Source organism: Paenarthrobacter sp. TAF1, from assembly GCF_052113825.1.
GTDB classification, from domain to species: domain Bacteria; phylum Actinomycetota; class Actinomycetes; order Actinomycetales; family Micrococcaceae; genus Arthrobacter; species Arthrobacter nicotinovorans.
In genome coordinates, this window is record NZ_JBFRDO010000029.1 from 1 (window position 1) to 22804 (window position 22804).

The window sequence follows — 22804 nt, forward strand, 5'->3', positions numbered from 1 at the left end:
TCGACGTAGCCGGGTTCGTCCCAGCGCCAGGCGTCCAGGTGGTCTCCGGAGACGGCGATTTCCAGGCCGTCGTAGCCCCAGCCCGAGGCAAGGCGCGCGACTTCCTCGAAGGGGAGGTCGGCCCACTGGCCGGTGAACAGGGTGTACGGGCGGGGCATGTCAGGCTCCTTCGGTAGGGTTTGCGTGCAACTGGATCAGTGAGCTTTTGGCGGCTGCGGACTCTTCCACGGCGGCGAGGATGTGCTGGACGTTCAGGCCCTCTTCGAACGACGGCGATGGCTGGCTGCCGTCGCGAACGGCAAGGAGGAAGTCCCGGATCTGGTGGGTGAAGGTGTGTTCCCAGCCGATGATGTGGCCTTGCGGCCACCATGCTTCAAGGTAGGGGTGAACGGGCTCGTTGACCAGGATCCGTCGGAAGCCCTGCTCCCGGACCGGGACGGTGGCGTCCAGGAAGCCGAGTTCGTTCAGTGCCTCGAGGTCAAACAGGATGGTGCCTTTGTCTCCGTAGATTTCGAGCTTGAGGGAGTTCTTCTGGCCCGTGGCCACCCGACTGACTTCAACGGAGGCGATTGCTCCGGAGGCGAGCGTCAGCGTTGCCCAGGCGGCGTCGTCGACCGTGACATCCTCCATGGCGCTTGCGGGATCAGAGGTTCCGGGGCGTCGGTCCACGAACGTCTGCAGGCGGCCGGAGACCTCGGTAACGGCATCGCCCAGAAGGAACAGGACCTGGTCAATCGCGTGCGAAGCGATGTCGCCGAGCGCGCCGGAACCGGCGGTTTCCTTACGGAGGCGCCAGGTCATGGGGGATTGAGCGTCGGAGAGCCAGTCTTGGAGGTAGGCGGCACGGACGTGGCGGACGGTGCCGAGGCGGCCCTCGGCGATGAGTTCGCGGGCCAGTGCAAGGGCGGGGACGCGGCGGTAGTTGAAGCCGATCATGGACTGCACTCCGCGTTGGCGGGCTTTCGCGGCAGCGGCGGTCATCAGTTCGGCCTCACCCAATGTGTTGGCCAGCGGCTTCTCCACCAACACATGTTTGCCCGCTTCAAGGGCGGCGATGGCGATTTCCGCGTGCATCCAGCCCGGGGCGCAGATATCGATGATGTGGATGTCATCGCGTTCAATCACGGAGCGCCAGTCGGTGGCGGATTCGGCCCAGCCGTACTTGGCAGCGGCCTCGGCCACCTGGGTGGCGTCCCGGCCAACGAGCACTTTCTGCTCGAAGGCCGGGACGTCGAAGAAACTGGCCACATTCCGCCACGCATTCGAATGGGCCTTCCCCATGAAGGCATAGCCGATGGCGGCAACCCCCAGGGGGGCCTTATCCTCGCGGGAAGCCAGCCTGTCGGAAGGCAAGGACGAGTGTGTGGGCGTGCTCATGGTCAGGTTCCTCGCTGTTGCTGCGGACTTAGAGTGTGGCGGTTTCGGGAGCCCAGTCCTCAGGGACTGCCGCCGAGGCCGGCGCGTTGCTGGTGACATCCACGAACGTGCCCGATTCCACGGACTCGGCGATCGAGACCATGCTGTCCAACACGTGGTAGGCCAGATCGCCGGTGGCTCGGTGCGGAGTTCCGGCCCGAAGCGCCCGGGCCATGTCCAGCACACCCAGGCCGCGGCCGTTGGCGGGGCCGGTTGCGGCGATGATCTCGGGTTCTTCCGCGCCTGGACGCCAGAGCTTCAGCTCGCCGTCGAAATAGTTCGGGTCCGGCAGTGAGAGGGTCGCCTCAGTGCCGGTGATTTCCACGAAGCCCATCCGGAGGCGCGGCGACTCGAAGGAGAACACGCTGTGGCTGGACTGTCCGCCTTCGAACTGCGCCATCGCGGACACATGCGTGGGAACCTCGACGGCGAACTCCTCGCCGGCCTTGGGTCCGGAACCGATGACGCGGGTGGCCTTGGCGGAGGAGCCGACGGCGGCCACCTTGCGGACGGAGCCGAAGGTCTGGATCAGGGCCGTGAGGTAGTACGGACCCATGTCGAACAGCGGGCCGGCGCCGTGTTGGAACAGGAAGGCCGGGTTCGGGTGCCAGGATTCCGGACCCGGGGTCTGGAACGTGGTCATGCCGGTCAGCGGCGTGCCGATGTCACCGCGTTCAATGATGCGGCGCGCGGTCTGCAGGCCGGCACCCAGGAACGTGTCCGGTGCGGTTCCGAGGCGGATCCCCGCTGCATCTGCGGCCTTGAGGAGGCCCAGACCGGATTCACGGTCCAGCGAGAACGGCTTCTCAGTCCATACGTGCTTGCCCGCATTGACGGCAGCGGTGGCTACCTCGACGTGCGCCGCAGGAATGGTCAGGTTCACAATGATTTCGACGTCGGGATGGTTCAGTGCCAGCTCCGGCGCGCCAAACTCGGCGATCCCGTATTCCTCGGCGCGGGCCTTGGCTGCCTCTTCGAACAGGTCGGCGATCACCAGGACCTTGACGTCCGGGAAGGTGGTGAGGTTATCCAGGTACTGCTTGCTGATGTTGCCCGCGCCGATGACGGCGACGCCTACGGGGCCCTTGCGGGTTGAGGGTGTGAAGCTCATGCCTTGGCCCCTGCCGATTCTGCGTTGAGGAATGCGAGGCTCTCCGTGATGCCCTGGAAGATGTCGCCCGAATAATCGTCGAACTCCACCACGCCCACTTCCAGGGACTTGGCAGCTGCGATGACATCCAGCACCGGAATGGTGCCCTGGCCGGCGGGCTGCTGGGCCTTGGTGTCTGTGTTGCCCGGGCCGTCCTTGATGTGGATGAGCTTGACCCGGTCACCCAGGCGGGCCAGCAATTCGACGGGGTCCTGGCCTCCGACGGCTGCCCAGTACGTGTCTACCTCGAGGACGAGTTCCGGATCCAGCAGTCCTTCGAAGTATTCAAGCGCAGTGGTGCCTTCGATGGTGGACTGCAGCTCCCAGGCGTGGTTGTGGTAACCAACCCGGATGCCGTACTCGGCGCCCTTCTTCGCGGCGGCGTTGAGCTTGGCTGCCGTGCCCTGGATGGTTTCCGCATCCTGCCAGTGTTCAGCCGGGAGGAACGGATCGATGACGGTGGTGATGCCCAGCTCTTTGGCGGCAGCGAAAATTTCGTCCTGGTCCTGTGACAGGAGCGGGGCGTGACCGGACGGAGCGGTCAGGCCGTTCTCCTTCAAAGCCTTGCCGAGTTCCGAAGCTGTGGCCACGAAGTTGTAGGGCTCCACCTGCGTGTAGCCGATCTCAGCGACCTTCCTGATGGTTCCAGGCAGGTCCTCCTGGATGGCGTTGCGGAGGGTGTACAGCTGGAGAGAGTAAGACATGGGTTTCCTTTTCGGGAGTGGTTTTCCGGGAGTTCGGGGACTTGGCGCCAGTCTAATCAGCGGCCGGCCAGGGAGCCGCCGATTCCGCCGACGCTGAAGTACTTGTTCAGGGTGGCGAAAACAATGATCGGCGGCAGCATCATGACCACGGCCAGGGCCATGACGGATGTCCAGTCAGTGGCGTTTTGCTGGAAGAAGGATTGGACACCCATGGGCAGGGTGAAGATCTCGTTGGAACGGAGGAACACGATGGCTACCAGGTAGTCGTTCCAGGCGAGCAGGAAGGCGAAGATCGCGGTGGAGAGGATGCCCGGCAGCGAGTTGCGGAGCACCACCTTGGTGAAGGATCCGAAGACTGAGCAGCCATCGATCCAGGAGGCTTCTTCGAGGCTGATGGGGATGGAGTCGAAGTAGGCGGCCATCATCCAGGTAGCCACGGTCATGGTGGAACCGACGTAGATGATGGTGATGCCCAGGAGGTTGTCCACCAGTCCCATGGCAGCGAAGAGGATGAAGAGGGGGACCACGGAGGTGATGATCGGCAGGGACTGCATGACGAACAGGAGCAGTGAGTAACCGGACACGGCCTTGGAACGTCCGCGGGAGAGGACGTAGCCAGCGGGAGCGGCCACCGCGACCGAAACCAGGACCGTGGACAGTGTGGTGACCAGGCTGTTCTGGAGCCAGGTGGCGGCGAGCGTCCCGTTGAACACGTTGGCCAGGTTCTCGAACGTGAAGCCGGTGGCGGTGCTGTTGGCTCCGGGAGTGAAGGCCAGGACCACAGTGACCATGATGGGGACCAGGACGATCACCGTGATGGCCAGGATCAGGGCGAACCTCCACCAGCGTCCGCGCATACCGGCTTCCGAGAGCACCCGGCGGGTTTTTCCGGAATCGGTGATACCCAGGGCGGGACCGGATTCGGGGTGGGCGTGAAGTACTGTGCTCATTATTCGACGCTCGACTTTCGGATCTGGCGGTACAGGATGACGGAAATGACCACCAGGGTCATGGTCATCAGGAAGGCGATGGCGACGCCGGGGCCGGTGGCGAAGTCCTGGAAGACCGTGCGGTAGGCAAGGACCACCAAGGAGGTGGTGGCACTGACGGGACCGCCGCCGGTGAGCAGGTAGATGGTCGGGAAGTCATTGACGCAGAAGATCGTCATGAGAATCCAGGAGATGTACGTGGAGCGGGCGATCAGCGGGAGCGTGATCTGCGTGAACTGCTGCCACTTGGAGGCGCCGTCCATGCTGGCTGCTTCGTAGACGGTGGTGTCCACCGAGGCCAGGGCCGCGGAGATCATCATCATCATGAAGGGGAAAGAGACCCAGACCTTGAACACCATCACGGTGATGGATGCCAGTGTGGGGTCGGCCAGGAAAAGCGGGGTCCCCAGTCCCAGCCCGCGGAAGATCGACGGGATCAGGCTGTCGGGGGTGGCCACCAACCAGTTCCAGGCGGTGGAGGAGACGACGATCGGCACGACCCACGGCAGGAGCAAGAGGACCTTGAAGGTATTGCCTGCGGGGATCCTGGTCCGCAGCAGCAGGGCCAGGCCCAGTCCTACCAGCCAGGAGCCGAAGACTCCGACAATCGTGAACCAGAGCGTGAACTGTGCAGCTTTCCAGAACGCCGGGGAGGACAGGACGCTGGCGAAGTTCTCGCCGCCCACGAAGTTGCCGGTCTGGAGGAGGTCGCCGTCGTGGGTGGCCTGTACCGCGGCGTGGATCAGCGGGTAGCCGTGGATCAGGACCAGCAGCACCACCGAAGGCAGCAACAGCCAGAAGAAAGTACGGGTGGTCTGCGCGCTGAGTTTGCTCTTGCGTTTGCCGGGGCCGGCCCCCGAGCCGCCGGGGGCCACTCCCCGGCGGGCCCGGGACAGGCCCGATGTTGCAGTAGTTGATGACATGGCAGAGGTACCGTTCTACTTCTTCAAGACCGATTCGAGGCCGGACTGGAAGGCCTGCAGGGCGCTCTTGGCATCAGCTGCCTGGCCGGTAAGGATCGACTGGCTGAACTGGTTCAGCGCCTGGCCGCCGTCAAGGGCTGCGAGGTTTGCGTTGAGCGTGCTGCCCTGGGCGGCGAAGGTCTTGGCGATCGGCTGCCAGTCCTTGACGATCTTGACGTTGTTGGGGTCGTCGGCAAACTCGGGCAGCTCGGTGATCGACTTGAAGACGGGCAGTGCGGACATGAGCTTCTGCTTCCACAGTTCCTTGAGCTGGCCGAGGTAGTACACAAGGAACTCTTCCGAGGCTTCCTGCGACGGGGTGTTCTTGTACATCATGATGTTGTTCGGGAACACGATGGTTGCCTTGTCACCGTGGGGACCGGTGATGGGGTCGGCCACCAGCAGGTCTCCGGAGGTGTCGCCGACGCGTTGCGGAACGTTGACCTGGAACAGGCCGAAGCCGGCCTTGCCGTCCTTCCACTGTGCTGACATGTTGTCCGTTGTGTAGCTGACGGCTGCGGGATCCACGATGCCGTTGGAGACAAGCTCGCGGACGAATTCGATGGCTTCCACGTTGCGGTCGTTCAGGAGGTCCAGCTCGCCGTCCTTGTTCCAGACACCGCCGCCGTTGTTGACCATCATCATGATCATCGAGTGGTTGCCGTAGTTGTTGCCCGAACCGGCGCCCGTGGCGAAGCCGAACGCGCCGACCTTCTTCAGCGCCTTGCCGGCTTCAAGCAGGGACGGCCAGTCGGTGGGCAGCGACACGCCCGCCTTCTCGAACAGGGACTTCCGGTACCAGAACACGCGCATGTCCAACTGCCACGGCACGGCGACGTATCCCTTGTCGGACTTGAACGGGTCCAGCACGCCGGGCAGGAAGTCATCGAACTGACCGTTGGACTTCAGCTTTTCAATGACTTTGTCGGCGTACGCGATCTGGCCCTGCTGCTCGAACTGGAAGGCCTGGAAGCCGCCGCCGGTGGAAACGGCCGGGCCGGTCTTGGAAGCGATGGCCGAGGAGAACGTCTGGTAGAAGTTGTTCCACTGGATGATCTGGTAGTTGGCCTTGGCGTTGTTCGCGCCGGAGAAGCCTTCTGCGATCTTCTTGGCGGATTCGTTGTAGGCGGGGGTGGCCCACGGCATGTCCCAGAACTTGACCGTTCCACCAGCGCCGCCACCTCCGCCCTGGGTAGCCGAGCCTCCGCCGCAGGCTGCCAGCAGCGGCACGGAAGCGGCCGCTGCGGACAGGCCGAGGAAATTGCGGCGGGAGAAGGACCGGGTGGCTGCGGACTGAACATTCATAGTGATTCCTTTCGGGACCGGCGACGCTGTGCGTTGGTTTGCCGGTCCAGCTCAACTTTGAGTAGGGCAACGGATACTGAATGGCTGGTGGAACGGAGGTGCTGGTGTTTCAGGTGAGGGTTGCGATGGATTCCGAAACCGCAGCGAACTGCTGCAGATCCGAGGGGAGGGTGCCGGCGTCGAGGTGTTCCTTGAGCCGGCGCCAGGTGGCGCGGTGAGCGGATTCGTAGATCGTTGGCAGAAGCAGTTCACCGTGCGGACCGGTGACTTTCACGGTGGCCGGCCAGGCAGCCACCGGATCCGGCAGCGAAACGGCGGCGCCGCCGTCGTCTGTCAGCATGGTGATGGTGACGCTTGCGGGCCGGGCGTTGGAAAGGATGCCCTGCAGGGCCACCGGTGCGCCGTTGGCGAGTACCGCCGTCGCGGTGTAGCCGTGCGGCCTGCGGTCCAGGAGCCTGAGGTTTCCCAGCGGTCCGGCGAGACGCACGACGGCGGCAAGTTGGTCCGCGAGCAACGCGCCGCTGTCTGTTCCCACCGGAGCGGTGGCGACGACGTCGAGGACTACGGCGCGGCCGGCCATGGACCGGACTGCGTCCTCGGCTGCCGCGGTGGCCGGGTTGGACGCCCAACGTTGGTCGAGGACCACGGCCGAATTGTGCCGTGCTGCCGTCTCTGTGAGCTCGTTGACGTTTTCGGGTGAAGGGTTGACCACCACGATGCCGCGGGCTCCCGCACTGATGGCTTCTACGGCGTGCCGGGTCCAGTCGGGCTGTCCGGCGATGACCTGGACGTCGGCGCTGTTCTCATCTACGGCCGGGCCGAATGATTCGGGCAGGGAAGCCACTGCCAAGGCAACGGCGCCTGCTTTCTGCGCCTCGGGTGTGGCCTGGACTGTGTACTGCTCGAAGGCGGCGGCGCTCATGCGTGGACTCCTTCGGCGACTGCGGGCTGTACTGCCGTCCGGCGATCAAGGGTGGACACCGTGGCCTCGGCGATGTCCAGCGCGAACGTGAGGTCGTCAATCAGGGTTTGGGCAGACGGCGGCTGCTTGGTGCCGGCGGCGAGGGCCGCGAGTTCGCGCCACTCTCCTTCGTAGCCGTTGTGCTCAAAGGGGCCAAGGATGGTTTTCTGCGACCCGCGGGAGAACGTTGCCACCGCTGAGCCGGCCTGGACGTACGACGGGGTGAAGTCGATGCGGAGGGACTCGTCGTCGGACAGGGCTTCGAAGCTCCATTCGGGCTTCCAGGTGTTGTTCATGGCTGCGCGGAGCTCAATGGTCCGGGTGGGGGTCCGGAGGGAGATGACGTAGCCGAACGGGCGGACATGGCGTGCTTCAAGCACTTCGATGTCCTTGAAGTCCGGCGTGAACCTGCGGATCAAGGGGAGGTCGTGGATGGCGAGCCCCATGACCCCGCCGCGGAGTGCGCCTTTGATGACCTCGGGGTCCGAGTAGTCGGGGGCACCGCCGGCGGGACGGGTGATGATCTCGGTGGCAAAGTCCTCAAACCGTGAGTTGGGCGGGAGGACGATGGAGGAACGGATCGTGTGTGCCTTCTCCGGAAGTTCGCCCCAGTTGTTCCGGGCGGCGAGCCAGCCGGGATCGAAGGTGTGCATGGCGCCCACGATGATCGGTACTCCGGTTGCCGCGCTGACGGCGGAGATGCGGGCAGCTTCTTCGGCGTTCATGGCGAAGGGCTTCTCGCAAAGGACAGCCTTCTTGCCGGCGTGGCATGCTGCGATGACCTGCTCGGCGTGGAACTGGTGGGGGCTGCAGATGGCCACGATGTCCACGTCCGGGTCACCCAGAAGGGCGTCGATGCTGGTGCTGTGGGTGGCGCCAACGCGGGCGGCAACGGACTCAGCCACCTTGGGGTCGACATCCATGATGTGGCGGACAGCCAGGATGTGGTTCAAACGCGCCAAGGATGGCAGGTGGATGGCCTGGGTGACCGGGCCGGCGCCGAGGATGCCAACACCCAGGATTTGGGTGGCGTCTGTAGGGCTGGACAAGTTCAGTTACCTCTTCGTAAGCGGACTGGCGCATGAGCGGAACGGGAGGGATCGATGCTGTGGATCCCTGACATCGAGCGTCGTGATGTGCTGCTCATCACAACCTAGGGGGACTTTTGTCGATCGTCAAGCAAAAGTTGAAATATGGCCGACAAACTTTCATTGCATGACATGCATAAGCAATCGTGCTTCACTAAATGCATGACTCCAGCACCCGGAAACGACGCCGGAAACACCATGGTCTTAGAGGCCGGCAACCTGTCGCGCGCTGGCGATCTCTTCCAACTTCTCCGCGACGGCCAAGCCCGGACACGCGCCGAACTTGCCCTCACCACCGGACTTGCCCGCTCAACCGTGGCTTCCCGCATCGACGCCCTGATCAACTCCGGGCTGGTCGGCCCGGCCGGTGAGGCAAGCTCCAGCGGCGGCAGGCCGCCGTCGCGCTTTGCCTTCAACCCGGCCGCGCGCGTCGTGCTGGCGGTCGACGTCGGAGCGACCCACGTGATTGTTGCCGTCACCGACCTCGGGGGCAGCATCCTGGCGGAGCGCCGGCTGGGACAGGAAGTCGCCGACGGTCCCGAGGTAGTGCTGGGCCGCGTGGTTTCAGCAGGCCGGGAGCTRCTTGCCGAAGCCGGACGGGAACCGGGCGACCTCGCCGGGATAGGCATCGGCCTCCCCGGGCCCGTGGAGCATGACACCGGGCGGCCCGTGAAGCCGCCGATCATGCCGGGCTGGGACGGATTCGACGTCGTCACTTACGTTCAGCGCTCGCTGCCTGTTCCCGTACTGGTGGACAACGACGTCAACATCATGGCCCTGGGGGAGCGGACCGCCTACTGGCCGGACCACGACAACTTCCTGTTCATCAAGGTGGCCACCGGCATCGGTGCGGGCATCATCAGCAGTGGTGAGCTGCAGCGGGGTGCCAACGGCACCGCCGGCGACCTCGGCCACGTCCGGGTGCCACGTGGCGACGACGTCCTCTGCCGCTGCGGCAACTACGGGTGCCTTGAAGCGCTCGCCTCCGGTCCCGCCGTCGCGCATCAACTGCAAACGCAGGGGCTGGAAGCCACCAACGGCGCCGATGTCCTGCGGCTCGTGGGCGAGGGAAACCTCCAGGCTATCCAGGCGCTGCGACAGGCCGGACGCGATGTCGGAGATGTCCTGGCAACCGTGGTCAACCTGCTCAACCCCTCCATGATCATCATTGGCGGCAGCGTGGGAGAGGCCGGCGAACACCTCGTGGCCGGAATCCGCGAAGTGGTCTATCGGCGGTCGTTGCCGTTGGCCACCACGCATCTTCGGATCGGCATTTCCATGGCCGGAGACCGCTCCGCGATCCTGGGTGCCAGCCAGATGGTGACCCAGTACGTTCTCTCGCCTTCGGTGATTGAGGCCACACTCCAAGCGACGGGCTAGGCCTTCATGGATGCCGTGGGGCGGCCGGGGGCGTGATAGCAATGAAACTGATGAAAACGCTTCCTGTCCCTTTCCGGTCCGCACCATGAGCCAGTTCCTCGCCAAAGTTCCCCGAGGCTGGCTGATCCTCGCCTGCATAGGGCTGATTGCCTTGAACATGCGCGGACCGTTCGTCGCCGTGGCGCCCGTAGTGGATCTGCTCCGACAGGACCTTGGCTTCTCCCCGGTTGAACTCGGACTGCTGACAGGCATCCCCGTGCTCTGCTTCTCCCTGGCTTCGCCGTTGGCTTCGTTGGCCGGACGCCGACTGGGCGCCGAATTCGCCGTCATGCTCACGTTGCTCGGCGTGCTGGCCGGTGTGGTGATCCGTTCCAGCGGCGGTGGAGCCCTGGTCATGGCCGGCACAGTGGTCATTGGCGTGGCCATCACCATCGGCAACATCGCCGTGCCGCTGATCATCCGCCGCGACTTCGCTCCCCGCCGGCAAGCGACAGCGATGGGCGTCTACACCGCGGCCCTGAACATCGGTTCGTTCCTCACCTCAGTGGCCACGGCTCCGCTGGCCGAGCTGGTGGGGTGGCGGCTTTCCTTGGCCTGCAGCGCGCTGCTGGCCTTGGCGGCAATCCTGTTCTGGGTGCCCACAGTGGGTACGCGCCGGGCCTTTGTCCCAGCCGCGGTTGAGGCTGCCGTGCCTTCAGGTTCGGGACCCGTTGCGGGGGTGGGCTGGTTGACCGTCGGCCTGACGCTCGGCTTCGCCGGCCAGGCGTTCTCCTATTACGGCGTCACCGCGTGGCTGCCAAGCTTCCTGTCCGACGAACTCGCCATGGGCACGGCCGAGGCCGGCGCGGGCTCCTCGCTCTTCCAGATCTTCGCGATTGTGGGCGGCCTGGGCGTTCCGCTCCTGGCCCGTTTCACCAGTACGACGACGGTTGCGGTCACCTTGAGTGCGATGTGGCTGACCGTTCCCGTTGGCTTGTTGCTGGCCCCGGGCTTCTGGTGGTTGTGGTCCTCGCTGGGAGGCGTTGCCCAAGGTGGTGGAATCACGGTGATTTTCATTGCGATCATCAAGTTCGCCCGCTCGCAGGCCGCCGCAGGGAAGATGTCCGCCGTGGTCCAGGGTGTTGGCTACTGTTTTGCTGCCCTGGCGCCCACCGTTGTCGGATATGTGCACAGTCTTACCGACGGCTGGACGGTTCCGCTCTTCGTGATCCTCGGATCGGTGCTCGCGTTCTGTGTGTGCACGACGTTGTCCGTGCGCTGGGTTGCCCGGCAGCGCTAAGGGGCCGGGCCGCTCCGGGCCGCTGGGCCCCTCCAGCGGCTGATTCGGGGGTTCGCTGCACAGGATGCCGTGCGCACGGCATGGTGTGCAGCGAACCATCGAATCCGGAGGGCCTTGAGCATGGAAAAGCCCCGTTGCTGGGCTGCCTCCCCGACCATCGGGGTCACTTGTTGCGAAGAGTGCAGGCAGCCCAGCGTCGGGGCTTGGCGTGTCGACGACCAGTACAGTGCAGCTAGGCGGCGACGAGTTCCTCTTCCGTGGCCTCTTCACGGGCCTCGGTGAGGAAACGGGCGTAGGCGGGGATGGTCAGGAAGGTGGGGAATTCCTCAGCCAGGGTGACTTCCTCGAAGATGGCGCGGGCATCTGCAAAGCGATCCCCATCGAAGCGTTCCAGGCGGGCGAATTCCTCGTCCAACATGTCCTCTACCCATTCACGGCTGATGATGTCGCCCTGGTCAGTGATGGCGTGGGAGTGGATCCACTGCCACAGCTGGGACCGCGAAATTTCGGCGGTGGCGGCGTCCTCCATGAGGTTGTGGATGGCGACAGCGCCGTTGCCCCGCAGCCAGGACTCGATATAGCGGATGCCTACCTCGATGTTCAGGCGTACCCCGGCCTCCGTGATGGTGCCCTCGGTGGTGGAGATGTCGATCAGCGCACGGTCATCCGGGGTGACGTCCTCGCGGGAACGGTCCAGCTGGTTGGGGCGGTCTCCGAGAACTGAGTCGAACACTTCGCGGCACACCGGCACCAGGTCCGGGTGGGCAACCCAGGAGCCGTCGAAACCGTCGTTGGCTTCACGGGTCTTGTCCGCACGGACCTTCTCGAACGAGGCGGTGTTGGCGGCCTCGTCCTTGCGGTTGGGAACAGCGGCAGCCATGCCACCGATCGCCATGGCACCGCGGCGGTGGCAGGCCCGGACCAGTTGCTCGGTGTAGGCCCGCATGAACGGCTGGGTCATGGTCACCTGGCCGCGGTCCGGGAGCACAAAACGCGGTCCGCGGGTCCGGAAGTTCTTGATCAGGGAGAAAATGTAGTCCCAGCGGCCAGCGTTCAAACCAGCTGCGTGGTCCCGCAGTTCGTAGAGGATCTCTTCCATCTCGAACGCTGCCGTGATGGTCTCGATCAACACCGTGGCGCGGATGGTGCCCTGCGGGATGCCGAGCAGATCCTGGGCCAGGACAAAGATGTCGTTCCACAGCCGTGCCTCGAGGTGGTTCTCGATCTTGGGCAGGTAGAAGTATGGGCCTTTGCCCTGCGCCAGCAAGCGGCGGGCGTTGTGGAAGAAGAACAGTCCGAAGTCCACGATTCCGCCGGCGATGGGTTTGCCGTCAATCAGCATGTGCTTCTCCGGCAGGTGCCAGCCACGGGGACGGACCACGATGGTGGGCAGATCCTCGGCCGCCTTGAGCTTGTATTCCTTGCCCTCGGGAGAGGTGAAATCGATCCGGCGCTCCAACGCGTCGGTCAGGTTCAGCTGGCCCTGGATGACGTTGCGCCACGTCGGCGTGGAGGAGTCCTCCATGTCGGCCAGCCACACCTTCGCACCGGAGTTCAGCGCGTTGATGGTCATCTTCTTGTCCACCGGACCCGTGATCTCAACACGGCGGTCCTCCAAACCCGGTGCCGGGGGAGCGACCCGCCAGGACGGGTCGTTCCGGATGGCCTCGGTCTGCGGCAGGAACCGCGGATCCTGGCCACCGGAAATCTGGTTGCGGCGGGCATGCCGCGCCTGCATCAGCTCCTGACGACGATCAGCCGTAGCCCGGTGCAGTTGGCCGATGAACTCCAAAGCGTCCGGCGTGAGGACCTCGTTCTGCCGGCAAATGGGCTGAGCGGTCAAAGTGATGCCATTGATAGTGAAGTTGTCAGTGAAGCTGTTCATTTCAATCTCTCCTATGAGAAGCAAATGTTCGACGGCGGTGCTTGGGTCGCGTGGGCACTAGGCCAAGGAGCCGGTGCCGCGGCAGCCTGCGTAAAAGGGGCCCTGCATCCCGGTCCGTCCTCGCTCAGCGAGGTCGAAACCGGGACGTGGGGAATAGCAGGCAGAGCGGTACCGGTCCGCAGGCCGGAGGCGACAATCGCCGTCGTGCCTTCCGGTGAGCGCAGCGAACAGCTCACCTTTGGGCGTTTGGTTTAGTGGAATTGGCCCTCTTCGGTCGATCCGACCAGTGCGAGGGTGGATGCGTTCGGGTTGAGCGCGGTTGCGATGTCGTCGAAGTAGCCGGTGCCGACTTCGCGCTGGTGCTTGGTGGCGGTGTAGCCGCGGGACTCGGAGGCGAATTCCTTCTCCTGGAGCTCGACGTAGGCGCTCATGCCTTCACGGGCGTAACCGTGGGCGAGGTCGAACATCGAGTAGTTCAGGGCGTGGAAGCCGGCCAAAGTGATGAACTGGAACGTGAAGCCCATGGCACCGAGTTCGCGCTGGAACTTGGCGATCGTGGTGTCGTCCAGGTGCTTGCGCCAGTTGAAGGACGGGGAGCAGTTGTAGGAGAGCATCTGGTCCGGGAACTCGGCCTTGACCGATTCGGCGAACTTCCGGGCCAGCTCCAGGTCCGGGGTGCCGGTCTCCATCCAGATGAGGTCGGAGTACGGTGCGTAGGCCTTGGCACGGGCGATGCAGGGTTCGATGCCGTTGCGGACTTTGTAGAAGCCCTCCGCGGTACGTTCACCGGTGATGAATTCCTGGTCCCGCTCGTCGACGTCGGAGGTGATCAGGGTTGCTGCTTCGGCGTCGGTGCGGGCGATGACCACTGTCGGGGTACCGGCGACGTCGGCTGCCAGGCGGGCTGCGTTCAGGGTCCGGATGTGCTGCTGGGTGGGGATCAGCACCTTGCCGCCCAGGTGGCCGCACTTCTTTTCCGAAGCGAGCTGGTCTTCCCAGTGAACGCCCGAGGCACCTGCGGTAATCATGGATTTCATGAGCTCGTAGGCGTTCAGCGGGCCACCAAAGCCTGCTTCGGCGTCGGCGACGATCGGGACCAGCCAGTCTTCGACGGTCTTGACGCCTTCGGCATACTCGATCTGGTCCGCACGGAGCAGCGCGTTGTTGATGCGGCGGACAACCTGCGGCACCGAGTTGGCCGGGTACAGGGACTGGTCCGGGTAGGTCTGGCCCGACAGGTTGGCGTCGGCGGCCACCTGCCAGCCGGAGAGGTAGATGGCGCGGAGGCCGGCCTTGACCTGCTGCACAGCCTGGTTACCGGTCAGTGCGCCCAGGGCGTTGGTGTAGCCACCGGTGGGAGCTTCCTCGGTGAGCTGCTTCCAAAGCTTCTCGGAACCGCGACGGGCCAGGGTGTGCTCTTCGGAGACGCGGCCACGGAGGCGGACAACGTCGGAAGCCGAGTAATCACGGGTGACGCCTTCCCACCGCGGGTTGGCGGACCATTCGAGTTCCAGCGCTGCTGCCTGCTGCTCTGCGGACTGCTCTGCGGGTTCAAATGAAGCGGTCATCTTGATCTCCTCTGTGGTGCCCGGGCCGGCCTCCGCTGCACCTTTGCTGCATCGGCCGGCTTATCCGGGTCTGTATTTCTTTTTCGTAAGACCTACTTTTCTGCACTTCCAAGAGGGTTGCTAGAGGAAAACTATGGAAAGAAATGCACTTCTTCGCGTATTCTCAAGAAATGTCGCCTGTGAGCTGGAATCGCGAAGTCGCGTCGCCGTCGTTGTCCCCTGCGTCCCCAGAACTGGACGTCATCAGCCTTGGCCGCCGCGTGCGCCATCTGCGCAAGCAGGCGGGGCTGACGCTCGATGACCTGAGTGCCGCCGTCGGGACCGCGCCAAGCCAGCTGAGCCTGATCGAAAACGGCAAGCGCGAACCCAAACTGGGGCTGCTTCAGCAGCTCGCTGCGTCCCTCAACGTGAGCATCGACCAACTGCTCGGGGCGGAGCCGCCGAGCCGTCGCGCGGCCCTGGAAATCGAGCTGGAACGGTACCAGCGCGGACCGCTCTACGAGTCGCTGAACCTGCCCAAAATCCGCATCAGCTCGCGGCTTCCGCTGGATGTTCTGGAGTCGCAGGTGGGGCTGCTTCAGGAACTCGAACGCAAACTCAACGAGCAAGTCGCGACGCCGGAAGAGGCCCGCCGCGCGAACGGCGAGTTGCGTGCCATGATGCGTGAGCGCGGTAACTATTTCCCCGAGTATGAAGCCGAGGCACAGAAGGTCCTCAAAGGGGTCGGGTACACCACCGGTCCGCTCAGCCAGCACGTCATTGCTGACATCGCCGAGAACCTTGGTTTCTCCCTCCATCACGTGGGCGATCTGCCGCACTCGACGCGGTCCGTGACCGATTTGAAGAACCGCAGAATTTATCTGACGCAGAACCAGCGCCAGGATCACGATCCCCGCTCAGTCCTGCTTCAGGCGCTGGGTCACTATGTCCTGGGGCATGAAACTCCGCGGAATTATGGGGACTTCCTGGCGCAGCGGGTGGCCACCAACTACTTCGCTGCGGCATTGCTGCTGCCGGAGCAGGCCACGGTGGAGTTCCTCCAAAAGGCCAAGGCCGCCAAGGAAATCGCTGTGGAGGACATCCGCGACGCCTTCGCTGTGTCCTACGAGACCGCCGCGCACCGGTTCACGAACCTGGCCACCAAGCACCTGGGCATCACCACACACTTTCAGAAGACCCACCAGTCGGGCATCATCTACAAGGCCTACGAGAACGATGGCGTGACCTTCCCGCAGGACCACACCGGGGCGATCGAGGGCCAACCGTCGTGCAAAGCGTGGACATCCCGGGCCGTTTTCGATGTGCCGGACAAGTTCAGCGCCTACAGCCAGTACACGGATACGCCGTCGGGCACGTACTGGTGCACGGCCCGGACGGAGCGCTCGGCAGCCGGTGAATTTTCTTTGAGCATCGGGGTGCCCTACCAGCACGTGAAGTGGTTCCGCGGCCGGGAAACGACTGCCCGTGCCACATCCAACTGCCCGGACCCGAACTGCTGCAAGCGGCCGCCTGCCTCGCTGGCGAACGAGTGGGCCGGCAACGCATGGCCTTCCGCCCGGGCCCACTCGCACCTGCTTGCCGCCATGCCTCCGGGCGCGTTCCCGGGCGTGGACGAGACCGAGGTCTACTCCTTCCTGGCGGCGCACTCCGAGCGCTGACGTCCCACGCTCTATCACGTCCCGCGTGTTTGGGTGTGACGCTTGCTCACGTTCCGTGTGTTTGGGTGTGACGCTTGCTCACGTTCCGTGTGTTTGGGTGTGACGCTTGCTCACGTTCCGTGTGTTTGGGTGTGACGCTTGCTCAGCAGCGTTCGGAATCGGAGTCTCCGCTGCCATGCGGGCGACTAGTTGGAATGGTTTGTCCTCAATGCTAAAGAGGTGGCAGGGTGACCAGCTTTTGATCAATCGCGCACCAGGTTCGCGGTGGTCCCGCTGCTGAACGTGTGAAGACGTGGTAAGCCCACGTCATCGGCGGGACCGCAAAGCTCGGGCGTGGACAGCTGGAAGAGTGCATCTGCCAAGAAATCGCGTTCCTGCGGGTTCAGTGCAATATCTTCGCGTTCCTGCAGCTTTTCCGCCCATGCGCAAAGATCATCTGCACTGATCTTCCCGGCCCAGAATTCGTCAAGGGCGTGGCCGATATCCTGAGCGAAAGCAGTGGCTAGCTCCTCTTGGGAGGACCATTCAAACGTCAACAATCGAGCTGACAACTCGGCTAATGGACGACGCAACTGTATGAGGTCATAGAGCGCTTCGCGTATTTAATCCTGCGACACCACGGAAGTTCCCCCTTCGGTCCACTAACCGCGGAAATCATCCCAACTGGCTGGAAGTCATTCACACTTCTCGGCGTCCGTTAAGGGACCGATGCTTACGCGAGCATTACTGCCGTGGACATTCCGGAAGTCCGTCGCAGTAATTTCTAGATACATGACGGCACTCGAACCACGACTGGCAGCGTGACGTGTTGAGCTCGAACGAGTAACCCTCCGGCTAGATTTATTGCGTGAGTTCTCTTGTTGAAGAAGCCCTAGAGGTGCTTTATGCGGCCAAGGTTCCTCTGGCTCCGGGCTTATCGCCATGGCAGCTCGAGGATGTTGAAGAGCAGTTCTCGTTCGAGTTCAGTCCTGATCATGCGCGGTTTTGAGTCTGGCGATGCCTATGGGCCCTGGCTGGGTTGATTGGCTGGGCGACCCCGTCGGAATTCAGAAGAGGCTCGACTGGCCGCGCGACGGCGTGTTGTTTGACGTTCGGGAGAGTGCTTTCTGGCCTGAGGAATGGGGCGAGCGGCCAACCGAAGTTGAGGAAGCCCTCCCAGCGGCACGTCAGCGATTGCGCACGGTGCCTGTCCTCGTCCCGATCTATTCGCACCGTTTCATGCCCGCAGCTCCTGCACCCGCCGGCAGCCCGGTTTTTTCCGTGTATCAAACTGATGTCATCTACTACGGCAGCGATCTCGCCTCCTACTTTCAAAGAGAGTTCTTCAACACTGCTGACCGAGAATCATCCCCGCATCGCATCGAGTTCTGGTCTGACCTGGCAGAGGGCCGGTGGATCTAAAGGCGTCTGCTAAGGGAAGCGTCGGGTGGGCAAAACTTGATCGCGGACTTCATCGAAGCCTGGAAAAAACTGCACAACGAGGCAGTAGGAAGGTGCACGGTGAAGGATCCCGTTGCGGAGCATGCTACCGAGACCGTCGTTGCGGTGATCCTCCACGACGAAAGCGTTCCCCAGCTGGAGTCAGGCACAACACTCAACGGGGCTCCCGGCGTCCGGTGAAAGATCGTCCCGTGGACGCATCTACCGGCCGGGATGCGGCCAAGTGACCACGTCTAGCTGGGCGTAGACAAGCTGTGCTGCATTCCGGCTCCCGCCGCGTTACTCTATCGTCAGAGTCTTTTGGCGATACGGGGGCGTCTTATGAATGAAGGCAACACCGCTTTTACAGTTGCCTTTCCCGAGGCTAAAAGAACGAGAACGGCCAGCACCTTGGCCACAGCTTCCTTCCTGGTGTTCTGGATTCTGTGGGGTATCGATTCTTTCGGGGGTTCGGATGTCCCGGACCTTCCGTGGTTCAGCCTAAGGCTCATCTCATTCGCGCTGTTCGTGGCATTTTCCATTTACGGGTGGCGGAAGCAGAAAGAGCTTGTACCCCTCATCAACCAGCGATTCGCCGCAGAGTTTGCCGCGCACACCAAAGAGGACTACCCAAAAGACGTTGACATCTTGAAAGTACAAGAGTCTGTGGCTGTTATGAGGGCGGACGGATCAGTGCGCCTCTGGGGCGTGAAGCGTAAGAAGAACGTCTTCAACGTGTTCCCCATGACCTGAATCATTGCACACCCGGAATCTTCACCGGGGCGGGGCGTCGAATGCGGCATGCTATCGCTGGAGGCTCCAGGAATACTTACTCGTGGACTGCATGATCAGGTATCGATACGTTGCGCCAGTAATCGACGGGCATCCATACATGGACTTGGACGCCTGACAGGTCAGCGGCCGCACGGATGAACTCAGACCCTGTTATCGATGATTGGGCAAGATCCGGTCGATGATCTTCCCGCCACAGAACGCATGGACTTGCTCATCAGTCTGCTGGACTTCTAACCCCGTAAGCAGAAATACGCCATCCCGAGTACGCCCCGGTAGCCTTCTTCATATGCAGCGCGCTGTTCCTCATGTCTCGCGCGGACGTGCTCTGCCGCGGGGTGGTCGGCATCATGTGCTTCCAGCCAGCGGGTGAACCTGTCGCGATACCCGGCCTCAAAGACGTCCCACTCCTGAACGCTTGCCTGGTCGTGGTCCACTACCTCGAAACCAGCAGCGCTAATCTGATCGCGTAGCGCATGTTCTGTCAGGTACTCGTCATCACGCCCAGCGAGTGGTGCGGTGGCGGCGGGATGAGGTGCTGCTGACCAGATTGCCTCGCCATAGACGAGCCTTCCGCCGGGAAGCACCAAAGCCCGAAGGGCCCGCAGGGCTGCGGCGTAGTCAAGCGGCTGCGCGTCCTCTACCGGCGGTCCCCAGATCTGGCTCGCACCGATGCAGATGACCGCGTCTGCGGGGCGATCCTGGGCTTCCAGCCCGGGCACCGAATCAAAAGTCACTCTCTCAAGCAGTGCACGAGCCAAGGCTTGTTGCCTGGCCCGGTTGATGAACACGGAAGCACTGTCCACTCCGCGTCCACGAGCCTGCGGGGCCGAGTCCAAGACACGAAGAAGCAGTTCACCCCATCCGCACCCCATGTCCAGAACCTCAGCCGGCGCCGGGTCGGTCAGGAATGCCACAAGGTGTGCAGCACGTTCTTCAGAGAGCGGGGTAAGCCAGGTCAGGGACTCGTACAGGGGCGGCAGTTTAAGCGAAGTACTGTCGGTCACTCAATGATGTTCTCACGACTCACCGAAGCCACTGCTTGTCTACTCGCACTGCACTCCAGTTGGCTGCGGGGTGAGGAATCCATGGAGAATCCCCTCTGTCGCTGTACAGCGACGTCAACTACCCCAGAGCAGCTACCCGTGGAGAAGCCGGATAGACTCCACTTATGGCCACTACAAGCGAGTCACCGTTGATGAGGCAAAGCCGCCTGCAGAGAGCACTGGCGCTCGTATTCGGCCTGTCGATGGTGGGTTTGTTGGCCTCGATTTTCCTGACGGGTGGTAGCCCGCTCTTCCCGGGGATGACGGGACCGCTGCTGGTTCTGGTCTTCTTCCTCGCCGCCGCAGGTAGCGTCGTGGGATTGGCCATCACCAGGTCGAGGCGAGCTGCCGAGGAAGCCGTTCACGGCAACTAAGGGCCGAGCCTCAGCGGACCAGCCGGCCCACCAGCTTGGCCGCCGCACCCACAACCTCGTCCGCCTCACGCTTTGAGGTACTCAACGCCACTTCCTGCCCCGAAACAGTCACGATGTCCGTGATCACCGCTACCGTCAATCGACCGAGGGTGTCGTCGCTGGCGCCAAGCAGGACCGAGTTCTGCCGGACCCATTCGCGTCCGCGCTCGCGCCGCAAAACCTCGAAGCCCGGGGGAGTGTCGCCCTCAATGAACACCCTCTCCAGTTCCCGGTGCTTCCAGGTGTAGTCGAAGTAGCTGCGGCTGCCCACGTTGAACAGTGCCAGCGGGTCTGTCTCGCCTGCCTTGCGTGCCTTGGCCACTGCAGAAGCCACCAGTCGCTCATGTTCATTCTGGTAGTCGTTCCACAGGGCAAGGAACAGCTCGGTCTTGCCGCCGAAGTGGTGGTAGAGGCTGCCTACGCTCGATCCTGCGCGGGAAACAATGTCCGAGATGCTGGCATTGGTGAATCCATGTTCCACGAATACCCCGGCCGCCGCGTCCAGCAAGGTGCGCTGCGTAGCCGCCGTCCGGGTCCACTGCCAGGAGCCCGCGTTGCTGGCAACTTCGGAGGTCTTGCGGACCATCGTGGGGCTCCTCCCTCAGTCAGAACGAAGACCGGTGTGTCTACTGCCTATTTTCTGGAATCCTACCCCCGGAATAATCCACATAGCGAACAGCGAACCTTGACGGACCAGTGAGTGAAAGGAAATAATTCTGGAAGTCTGTTCTAGAAATACATATTGCGGCATGTATCCGAATGCTGCGATTTTTGACGTCGGACGCCCCGAAACCCGGGCGCCGTTTTCACCGTCGGGCTGCAACTGGTTGAATCGCTATATAGCGCCAACTGGTCGCAGCCAACCAAGCCAGAGAGGAACGCGGCCTGATGTCCGTTTCAAGCAAGTCGTCCGGGATCACGTCGAACAGGTGGTTCAAGCCCGTCGTCGTCACCGCAGGAGCTTTGGTGGTGGCACTGATCCTCGTGCTCGTTGCGCAATGGCTTCGGACCCTTCAGCCGGTCCAGCAGTTCCTGACGGACTACCCCGGCCATTCCGCAATCCCCGACGGCACGCCCACGGGGTTCCCGGCCTGGCTTGGCTGGCAGCACTTCCTCAATATGTTCTTCATCGTTTTGATCATCCGTTCTGGCTGGCAGGTGCGCACCACCACTCGCCCGCCGGCGTACTGGACCCGGAACAACAAGGGCCTCATCAAGACAAAGAACCCACCCGCCAAAATTAGTTTGGACCTTTGGTTCCACCTGACGCTGGACGCCCTCTGGGTTTTGAACGGCATCATCTTCATCGTGCTCCTCTTCGCCACCGGCCAATGGTTGAGGATTGTTCCCACCAACTGGGACGTCTTCCCGAACGCCGTCTCGGCCGGCCTGCAGTACGCCTCCCTGAACTGGCCGGTGGAAAACGGCTGGAACAACTACAACAGCCTCCAGCTGCTGACGTACTTCATCACCGTCTTTATCGCCGCCCCGCTGGCCATCATCACGGGTATCCGGATGTCTGGGGCATGGCCCAAGAAAGCCGCGATCAACAAGTTCTACCCGATCGAACTGGCCCGCAAGATCCACTTCCCGGTGATGATCTACTTCGTAGCCTTCGTCATCGTCCACGTAACCCTGGTGCTGGCCACCGGTGCGTTGAAGAATCTCAACCACATGTACGCCTCGAACAACGATTACAGCTGGTGGGGATTCGCCATCTTCGCAGCATCGATCGTGTTCACGGCGGCCGCTTGGTTCCTTGCCAGGCCACTGTTCCTGCGACCTATTGCCTCGCTCATGGGCAAAGTCTCGCGCTAAGCGCCTGCAAAAGAAGAGCCGCCCCGGAAGGCTTTCCAGGGCGGCTCTTTCGCGCGCAGGCGCTTGGCTTTCGTACGCAGGCGCCAGCCTCTCGCACGCAGGAGGCGCTAGCTCAGCGCGCCGCCCTGCCACAGGGCATCAAACGGCGCCCCCGAGGCCACACGGTTCTTGATACCCGCCGTCACGAAAGCCTTGGCCGTACGGGCTGCTTCCACCGGGGTTGCGCCCTTTGCCAACTCCGCGGTCACAGCAGCGGCAAGCGAGCAACCGGCGCCCGACACGGCAACCTCGCCCACCTTCGGGGCCCGCAGGACTTCCAGCGTGTCGCCGTCGTAGTAGACGTCGACGGCGTCCGGGCCTTCCAGCCGCACCCCACCTTTGGCGAGGACTGCCGCGCCGCTGATTTCGTGGATGCGGATGGCAGCAGCCTTCAGCGATTCTTCGTCCGTGATGGTGAGCCCGGACAGCGACTCGGCTTCAAAATGGTTCGGCGTCACGAAGGTAGCCAGCGGCAGGATTTGTGCCTTCAAAGCCTGGTCGGTGTCCAGCGCGTGGCCCGGTTCCTGGCCCTTGCAGATCAACACCGGATCCAGCACCACGTGCTTGAACGAGCCGTCCGTCAAAGCCTTCTCCACCGTGCTGATGGTTGCCGGGCTTCCAAGCATGCCGATCTTCACGGTATCCAGAACCGACGGTGCGCCGGAAGCGGCGCCGTATGCCGCCGTCGTGGCTTCCAGTTGGTCCGCGATGACCTGCTGGTCCACCGGCACGAAGCGGTGGTTCCAGTTGTCCTTCGGGTTGAAGGAAACGATGCACGTGAGGTTCGCGATGCCGAACACTCCGAGTTCCTGGAAGGTCTTGAGGTCGGCCTGGGCGCCGGCGCCACCGGTCGCTTCGGAGCCGGCGATGGTCAGGGCAATGGCAGGGGCAACGGCAGAAGTCATGACTTCATTTTGGCAGTTGCTCCGGTT

The 22804-nt window shown here is 63.1% G+C and carries 22 protein-coding genes and 1 pseudogene; 8 read left to right on the top strand and 15 right to left on the bottom strand.

The annotated features are described in order from the left end of the window. The 9 genes and pseudogenes from AB4Y81_RS20560 to AB4Y81_RS20600 form a co-directional block, all read right to left on the bottom strand. Positions 1-158 (bottom strand): annotated as a pseudogene (locus AB4Y81_RS20560) (sugar phosphate isomerase/epimerase); the annotation flags it as partial. A 1-nt stretch (position 159) separates the two neighbouring features. Next, entirely contained in the window at positions 160-1377 is a 1218-nt protein-coding gene (locus tag AB4Y81_RS20565) for a Gfo/Idh/MocA family protein (protein ID WP_018778047.1), read from the bottom strand. A gap of 28 nt (positions 1378-1405) precedes the next feature. Next, positions 1406-2527, bottom strand: a complete 1122-nt coding sequence (locus tag AB4Y81_RS20570; protein ID WP_055976951.1) for a Gfo/Idh/MocA family protein — start codon at positions 2525-2527, stop codon at positions 1406-1408. Then, a complete protein-coding gene (locus AB4Y81_RS20575; RefSeq protein ID WP_018778045.1) occupies positions 2524-3270 on the bottom strand; it encodes a sugar phosphate isomerase/epimerase family protein in 747 nt (248 codons plus the stop codon). The genes AB4Y81_RS20570 and AB4Y81_RS20575 overlap by 4 nt, the downstream gene beginning before the upstream one ends. A 56-nt stretch (positions 3271-3326) precedes the next feature. Beyond that, complete coding sequence (locus AB4Y81_RS20580; protein WP_018778044.1) at positions 3327-4220, bottom strand: carbohydrate ABC transporter permease; 894 nt, start codon at positions 4218-4220, stop codon at positions 3327-3329. Continuing rightward, entirely contained in the window at positions 4220-5182 is a 963-nt protein-coding gene (locus AB4Y81_RS20585) for a carbohydrate ABC transporter permease (RefSeq protein ID WP_018778043.1), read from the bottom strand. The genes AB4Y81_RS20580 and AB4Y81_RS20585 overlap by 1 nt, the downstream gene beginning before the upstream one ends. Positions 5183-5197: 15 nt before the next feature. Beyond that, complete coding sequence (locus tag AB4Y81_RS20590; protein WP_018778042.1) at positions 5198-6526, bottom strand: ABC transporter substrate-binding protein; 1329 nt, start codon at positions 6524-6526, stop codon at positions 5198-5200. A gap of 109 nt (positions 6527-6635) precedes the next feature. Beyond that, complete coding sequence (locus AB4Y81_RS20595; RefSeq protein ID WP_441996789.1) at positions 6636-7448, bottom strand: hypothetical protein; 813 nt, start codon at positions 7446-7448, stop codon at positions 6636-6638. Beyond that, positions 7445-8536, bottom strand: coding sequence for a Gfo/Idh/MocA family protein (locus AB4Y81_RS20600; protein ID WP_441996791.1), 1092 nt, complete (start codon positions 8534-8536; stop codon positions 7445-7447). Before AB4Y81_RS20600 ends, AB4Y81_RS20595 begins: the two co-directional genes overlap by 4 nt. Before the next feature lie 201 nt (positions 8537-8737). Here AB4Y81_RS20600 and AB4Y81_RS20605 point away from each other — a divergent pair, with 201 nt between their 5' ends. Beyond that, complete coding sequence (locus tag AB4Y81_RS20605) at positions 8738-9955, top strand: ROK family transcriptional regulator (RefSeq protein WP_441996793.1); 1218 nt, start codon at positions 8738-8740, stop codon at positions 9953-9955. Positions 9956-10040: 85 nt separating this feature from the next. Further along, positions 10041-11234, top strand: coding sequence for an MFS transporter (locus tag AB4Y81_RS20610; protein WP_441996795.1), 1194 nt, complete (start codon positions 10041-10043; stop codon positions 11232-11234). 232 nt (positions 11235-11466) lie between these two features. Here AB4Y81_RS20610 and aceB read toward each other — a convergent pair whose 3' ends face one another. Then, positions 11467-13119 carry a malate synthase A gene (aceB, locus tag AB4Y81_RS20615; RefSeq protein WP_039239644.1) on the bottom strand — a complete coding sequence of 551 codons (1653 nt, stop codon included), beginning with the start codon at positions 13117-13119 and terminating at the stop codon, positions 11467-11469. Between the two features lie 251 nt (positions 13120-13370). Then, positions 13371-14687 (bottom strand): isocitrate lyase, encoded by a 1317-nt coding sequence (aceA, locus tag AB4Y81_RS20620; RefSeq protein WP_018778036.1) that lies wholly within the window; start codon positions 14685-14687, stop codon positions 13371-13373. Between the two features lie 143 nt (positions 14688-14830). On the opposite strand from aceA, the gene AB4Y81_RS20625 reads away from it, so the two are divergent. After that, positions 14831-16345: an XRE family transcriptional regulator gene (locus tag AB4Y81_RS20625; protein WP_020608529.1), complete on the top strand. Its 1515-nt coding sequence runs from the start codon at positions 14831-14833 to the stop codon at positions 16343-16345. 242 nt (positions 16346-16587) lie between these two features. Here AB4Y81_RS20625 and AB4Y81_RS20630 read toward each other — a convergent pair whose 3' ends face one another. Further along, positions 16588-16881: a hypothetical protein gene (locus AB4Y81_RS20630; protein ID WP_441996798.1), complete on the bottom strand. Its 294-nt coding sequence runs from the start codon at positions 16879-16881 to the stop codon at positions 16588-16590. Positions 16882-17192: 311 nt separating this feature from the next. Between AB4Y81_RS20630 and AB4Y81_RS20635 the strand changes: the two genes are divergently transcribed. From AB4Y81_RS20635 to AB4Y81_RS20645, 3 genes are all read left to right on the top strand, one after another. Beyond that, entirely contained in the window at positions 17193-17333 is a 141-nt protein-coding gene (locus AB4Y81_RS20635; protein WP_156524766.1) for a hypothetical protein, read from the top strand. Positions 17334-17347: 14 nt separating this feature from the next. After that, complete coding sequence (locus tag AB4Y81_RS20640) at positions 17348-17746, top strand: hypothetical protein (RefSeq protein ID WP_441996800.1); 399 nt, start codon at positions 17348-17350, stop codon at positions 17744-17746. A 429-nt stretch (positions 17747-18175) separates the two neighbouring features. Next, complete coding sequence (locus tag AB4Y81_RS20645; RefSeq protein WP_441996802.1) at positions 18176-18517, top strand: hypothetical protein; 342 nt, start codon at positions 18176-18178, stop codon at positions 18515-18517. Between the two features lie 272 nt (positions 18518-18789). On the opposite strand, the gene AB4Y81_RS20650 is transcribed toward AB4Y81_RS20645, so the two are convergent. Further along, positions 18790-19563, bottom strand: a complete 774-nt coding sequence (locus AB4Y81_RS20650; RefSeq protein ID WP_441996804.1) for an SAM-dependent methyltransferase — start codon at positions 19561-19563, stop codon at positions 18790-18792. A 164-nt stretch (positions 19564-19727) separates the two neighbouring features. On the opposite strand from AB4Y81_RS20650, the gene AB4Y81_RS20655 reads away from it, so the two are divergent. After that, a complete protein-coding gene (locus AB4Y81_RS20655; RefSeq protein WP_079581582.1) occupies positions 19728-19976 on the top strand; it encodes a hypothetical protein in 249 nt (82 codons plus the stop codon). Between the two features lie 10 nt (positions 19977-19986). On the opposite strand, the gene AB4Y81_RS20660 is transcribed toward AB4Y81_RS20655, so the two are convergent. Then, on the bottom strand, positions 19987-20601 hold the full coding sequence (locus AB4Y81_RS20660) for a TetR/AcrR family transcriptional regulator (RefSeq protein WP_079581581.1): 615 nt from the start codon (positions 20599-20601) through the stop codon (positions 19987-19989). 302 nt (positions 20602-20903) lie between these two features. Here AB4Y81_RS20660 and AB4Y81_RS20665 point away from each other — a divergent pair, with 302 nt between their 5' ends. Further along, positions 20904-21833: a cytochrome b/b6 domain-containing protein gene (locus tag AB4Y81_RS20665; RefSeq protein WP_441996807.1), complete on the top strand. Its 930-nt coding sequence runs from the start codon at positions 20904-20906 to the stop codon at positions 21831-21833. Positions 21834-21940: 107 nt separating this feature from the next. Here AB4Y81_RS20665 and AB4Y81_RS20670 read toward each other — a convergent pair whose 3' ends face one another. Beyond that, a complete protein-coding gene (locus tag AB4Y81_RS20670) occupies positions 21941-22777 on the bottom strand; it encodes a hydroxymethylpyrimidine/phosphomethylpyrimidine kinase (protein WP_441996809.1) in 837 nt (278 codons plus the stop codon). Positions 22778-22804 lie beyond the last annotated feature (27 nt).

Coding starts and splice junctions, on each gene's coding strand:
- AB4Y81_RS20565 (WP_018778047.1), bottom strand. CDS start 1,377: ATGAGCACGCCCACACACTCGTCCTTGCCTTCCGACAGGCTGGCTTCC.
- AB4Y81_RS20570 (WP_055976951.1), bottom strand. CDS start 2,527: ATGAGCTTCACACCCTCAACCCGCAAGGGCCCCGTAGGCGTCGCCGTC.
- AB4Y81_RS20575 (WP_018778045.1), bottom strand. CDS start 3,270: ATGTCTTACTCTCTCCAGCTGTACACCCTCCGCAACGCCATCCAGGAG.
- AB4Y81_RS20580 (WP_018778044.1), bottom strand. CDS start 4,220: ATGAGCACAGTACTTCACGCCCACCCCGAATCCGGTCCCGCCCTGGGT.
- AB4Y81_RS20585 (WP_018778043.1), bottom strand. CDS start 5,182: ATGTCATCAACTACTGCAACATCGGGCCTGTCCCGGGCCCGCCGGGGA.
- AB4Y81_RS20590 (WP_018778042.1), bottom strand. CDS start 6,526: ATGAATGTTCAGTCCGCAGCCACCCGGTCCTTCTCCCGCCGCAATTTC.
- AB4Y81_RS20595 (WP_441996789.1), bottom strand. CDS start 7,448: ATGAGCGCCGCCGCCTTCGAGCAGTACACAGTCCAGGCCACACCCGAG.
- AB4Y81_RS20610 (WP_441996795.1), top strand. CDS start 10,041: ATGAGCCAGTTCCTCGCCAAAGTTCCCCGAGGCTGGCTGATCCTCGCC.
- aceB (WP_039239644.1), bottom strand. CDS start 13,119: ATGAACAGCTTCACTGACAACTTCACTATCAATGGCATCACTTTGACC.
- aceA (WP_018778036.1), bottom strand. CDS start 14,687: ATGACCGCTTCATTTGAACCCGCAGAGCAGTCCGCAGAGCAGCAGGCA.
- AB4Y81_RS20625 (WP_020608529.1), top strand. CDS start 14,831: ATGCACTTCTTCGCGTATTCTCAAGAAATGTCGCCTGTGAGCTGGAAT.
- AB4Y81_RS20640 (WP_441996800.1), top strand. CDS start 17,348: ATGGGCCCTGGCTGGGTTGATTGGCTGGGCGACCCCGTCGGAATTCAG.
- AB4Y81_RS20655 (WP_079581582.1), top strand. CDS start 19,728: ATGGCCACTACAAGCGAGTCACCGTTGATGAGGCAAAGCCGCCTGCAG.
- AB4Y81_RS20660 (WP_079581581.1), bottom strand. CDS start 20,601: ATGGTCCGCAAGACCTCCGAAGTTGCCAGCAACGCGGGCTCCTGGCAG.
- AB4Y81_RS20665 (WP_441996807.1), top strand. CDS start 20,904: ATGTCCGTTTCAAGCAAGTCGTCCGGGATCACGTCGAACAGGTGGTTC.
- AB4Y81_RS20670 (WP_441996809.1), bottom strand. CDS start 22,777: ATGACTTCTGCCGTTGCCCCTGCCATTGCCCTGACCATCGCCGGCTCC.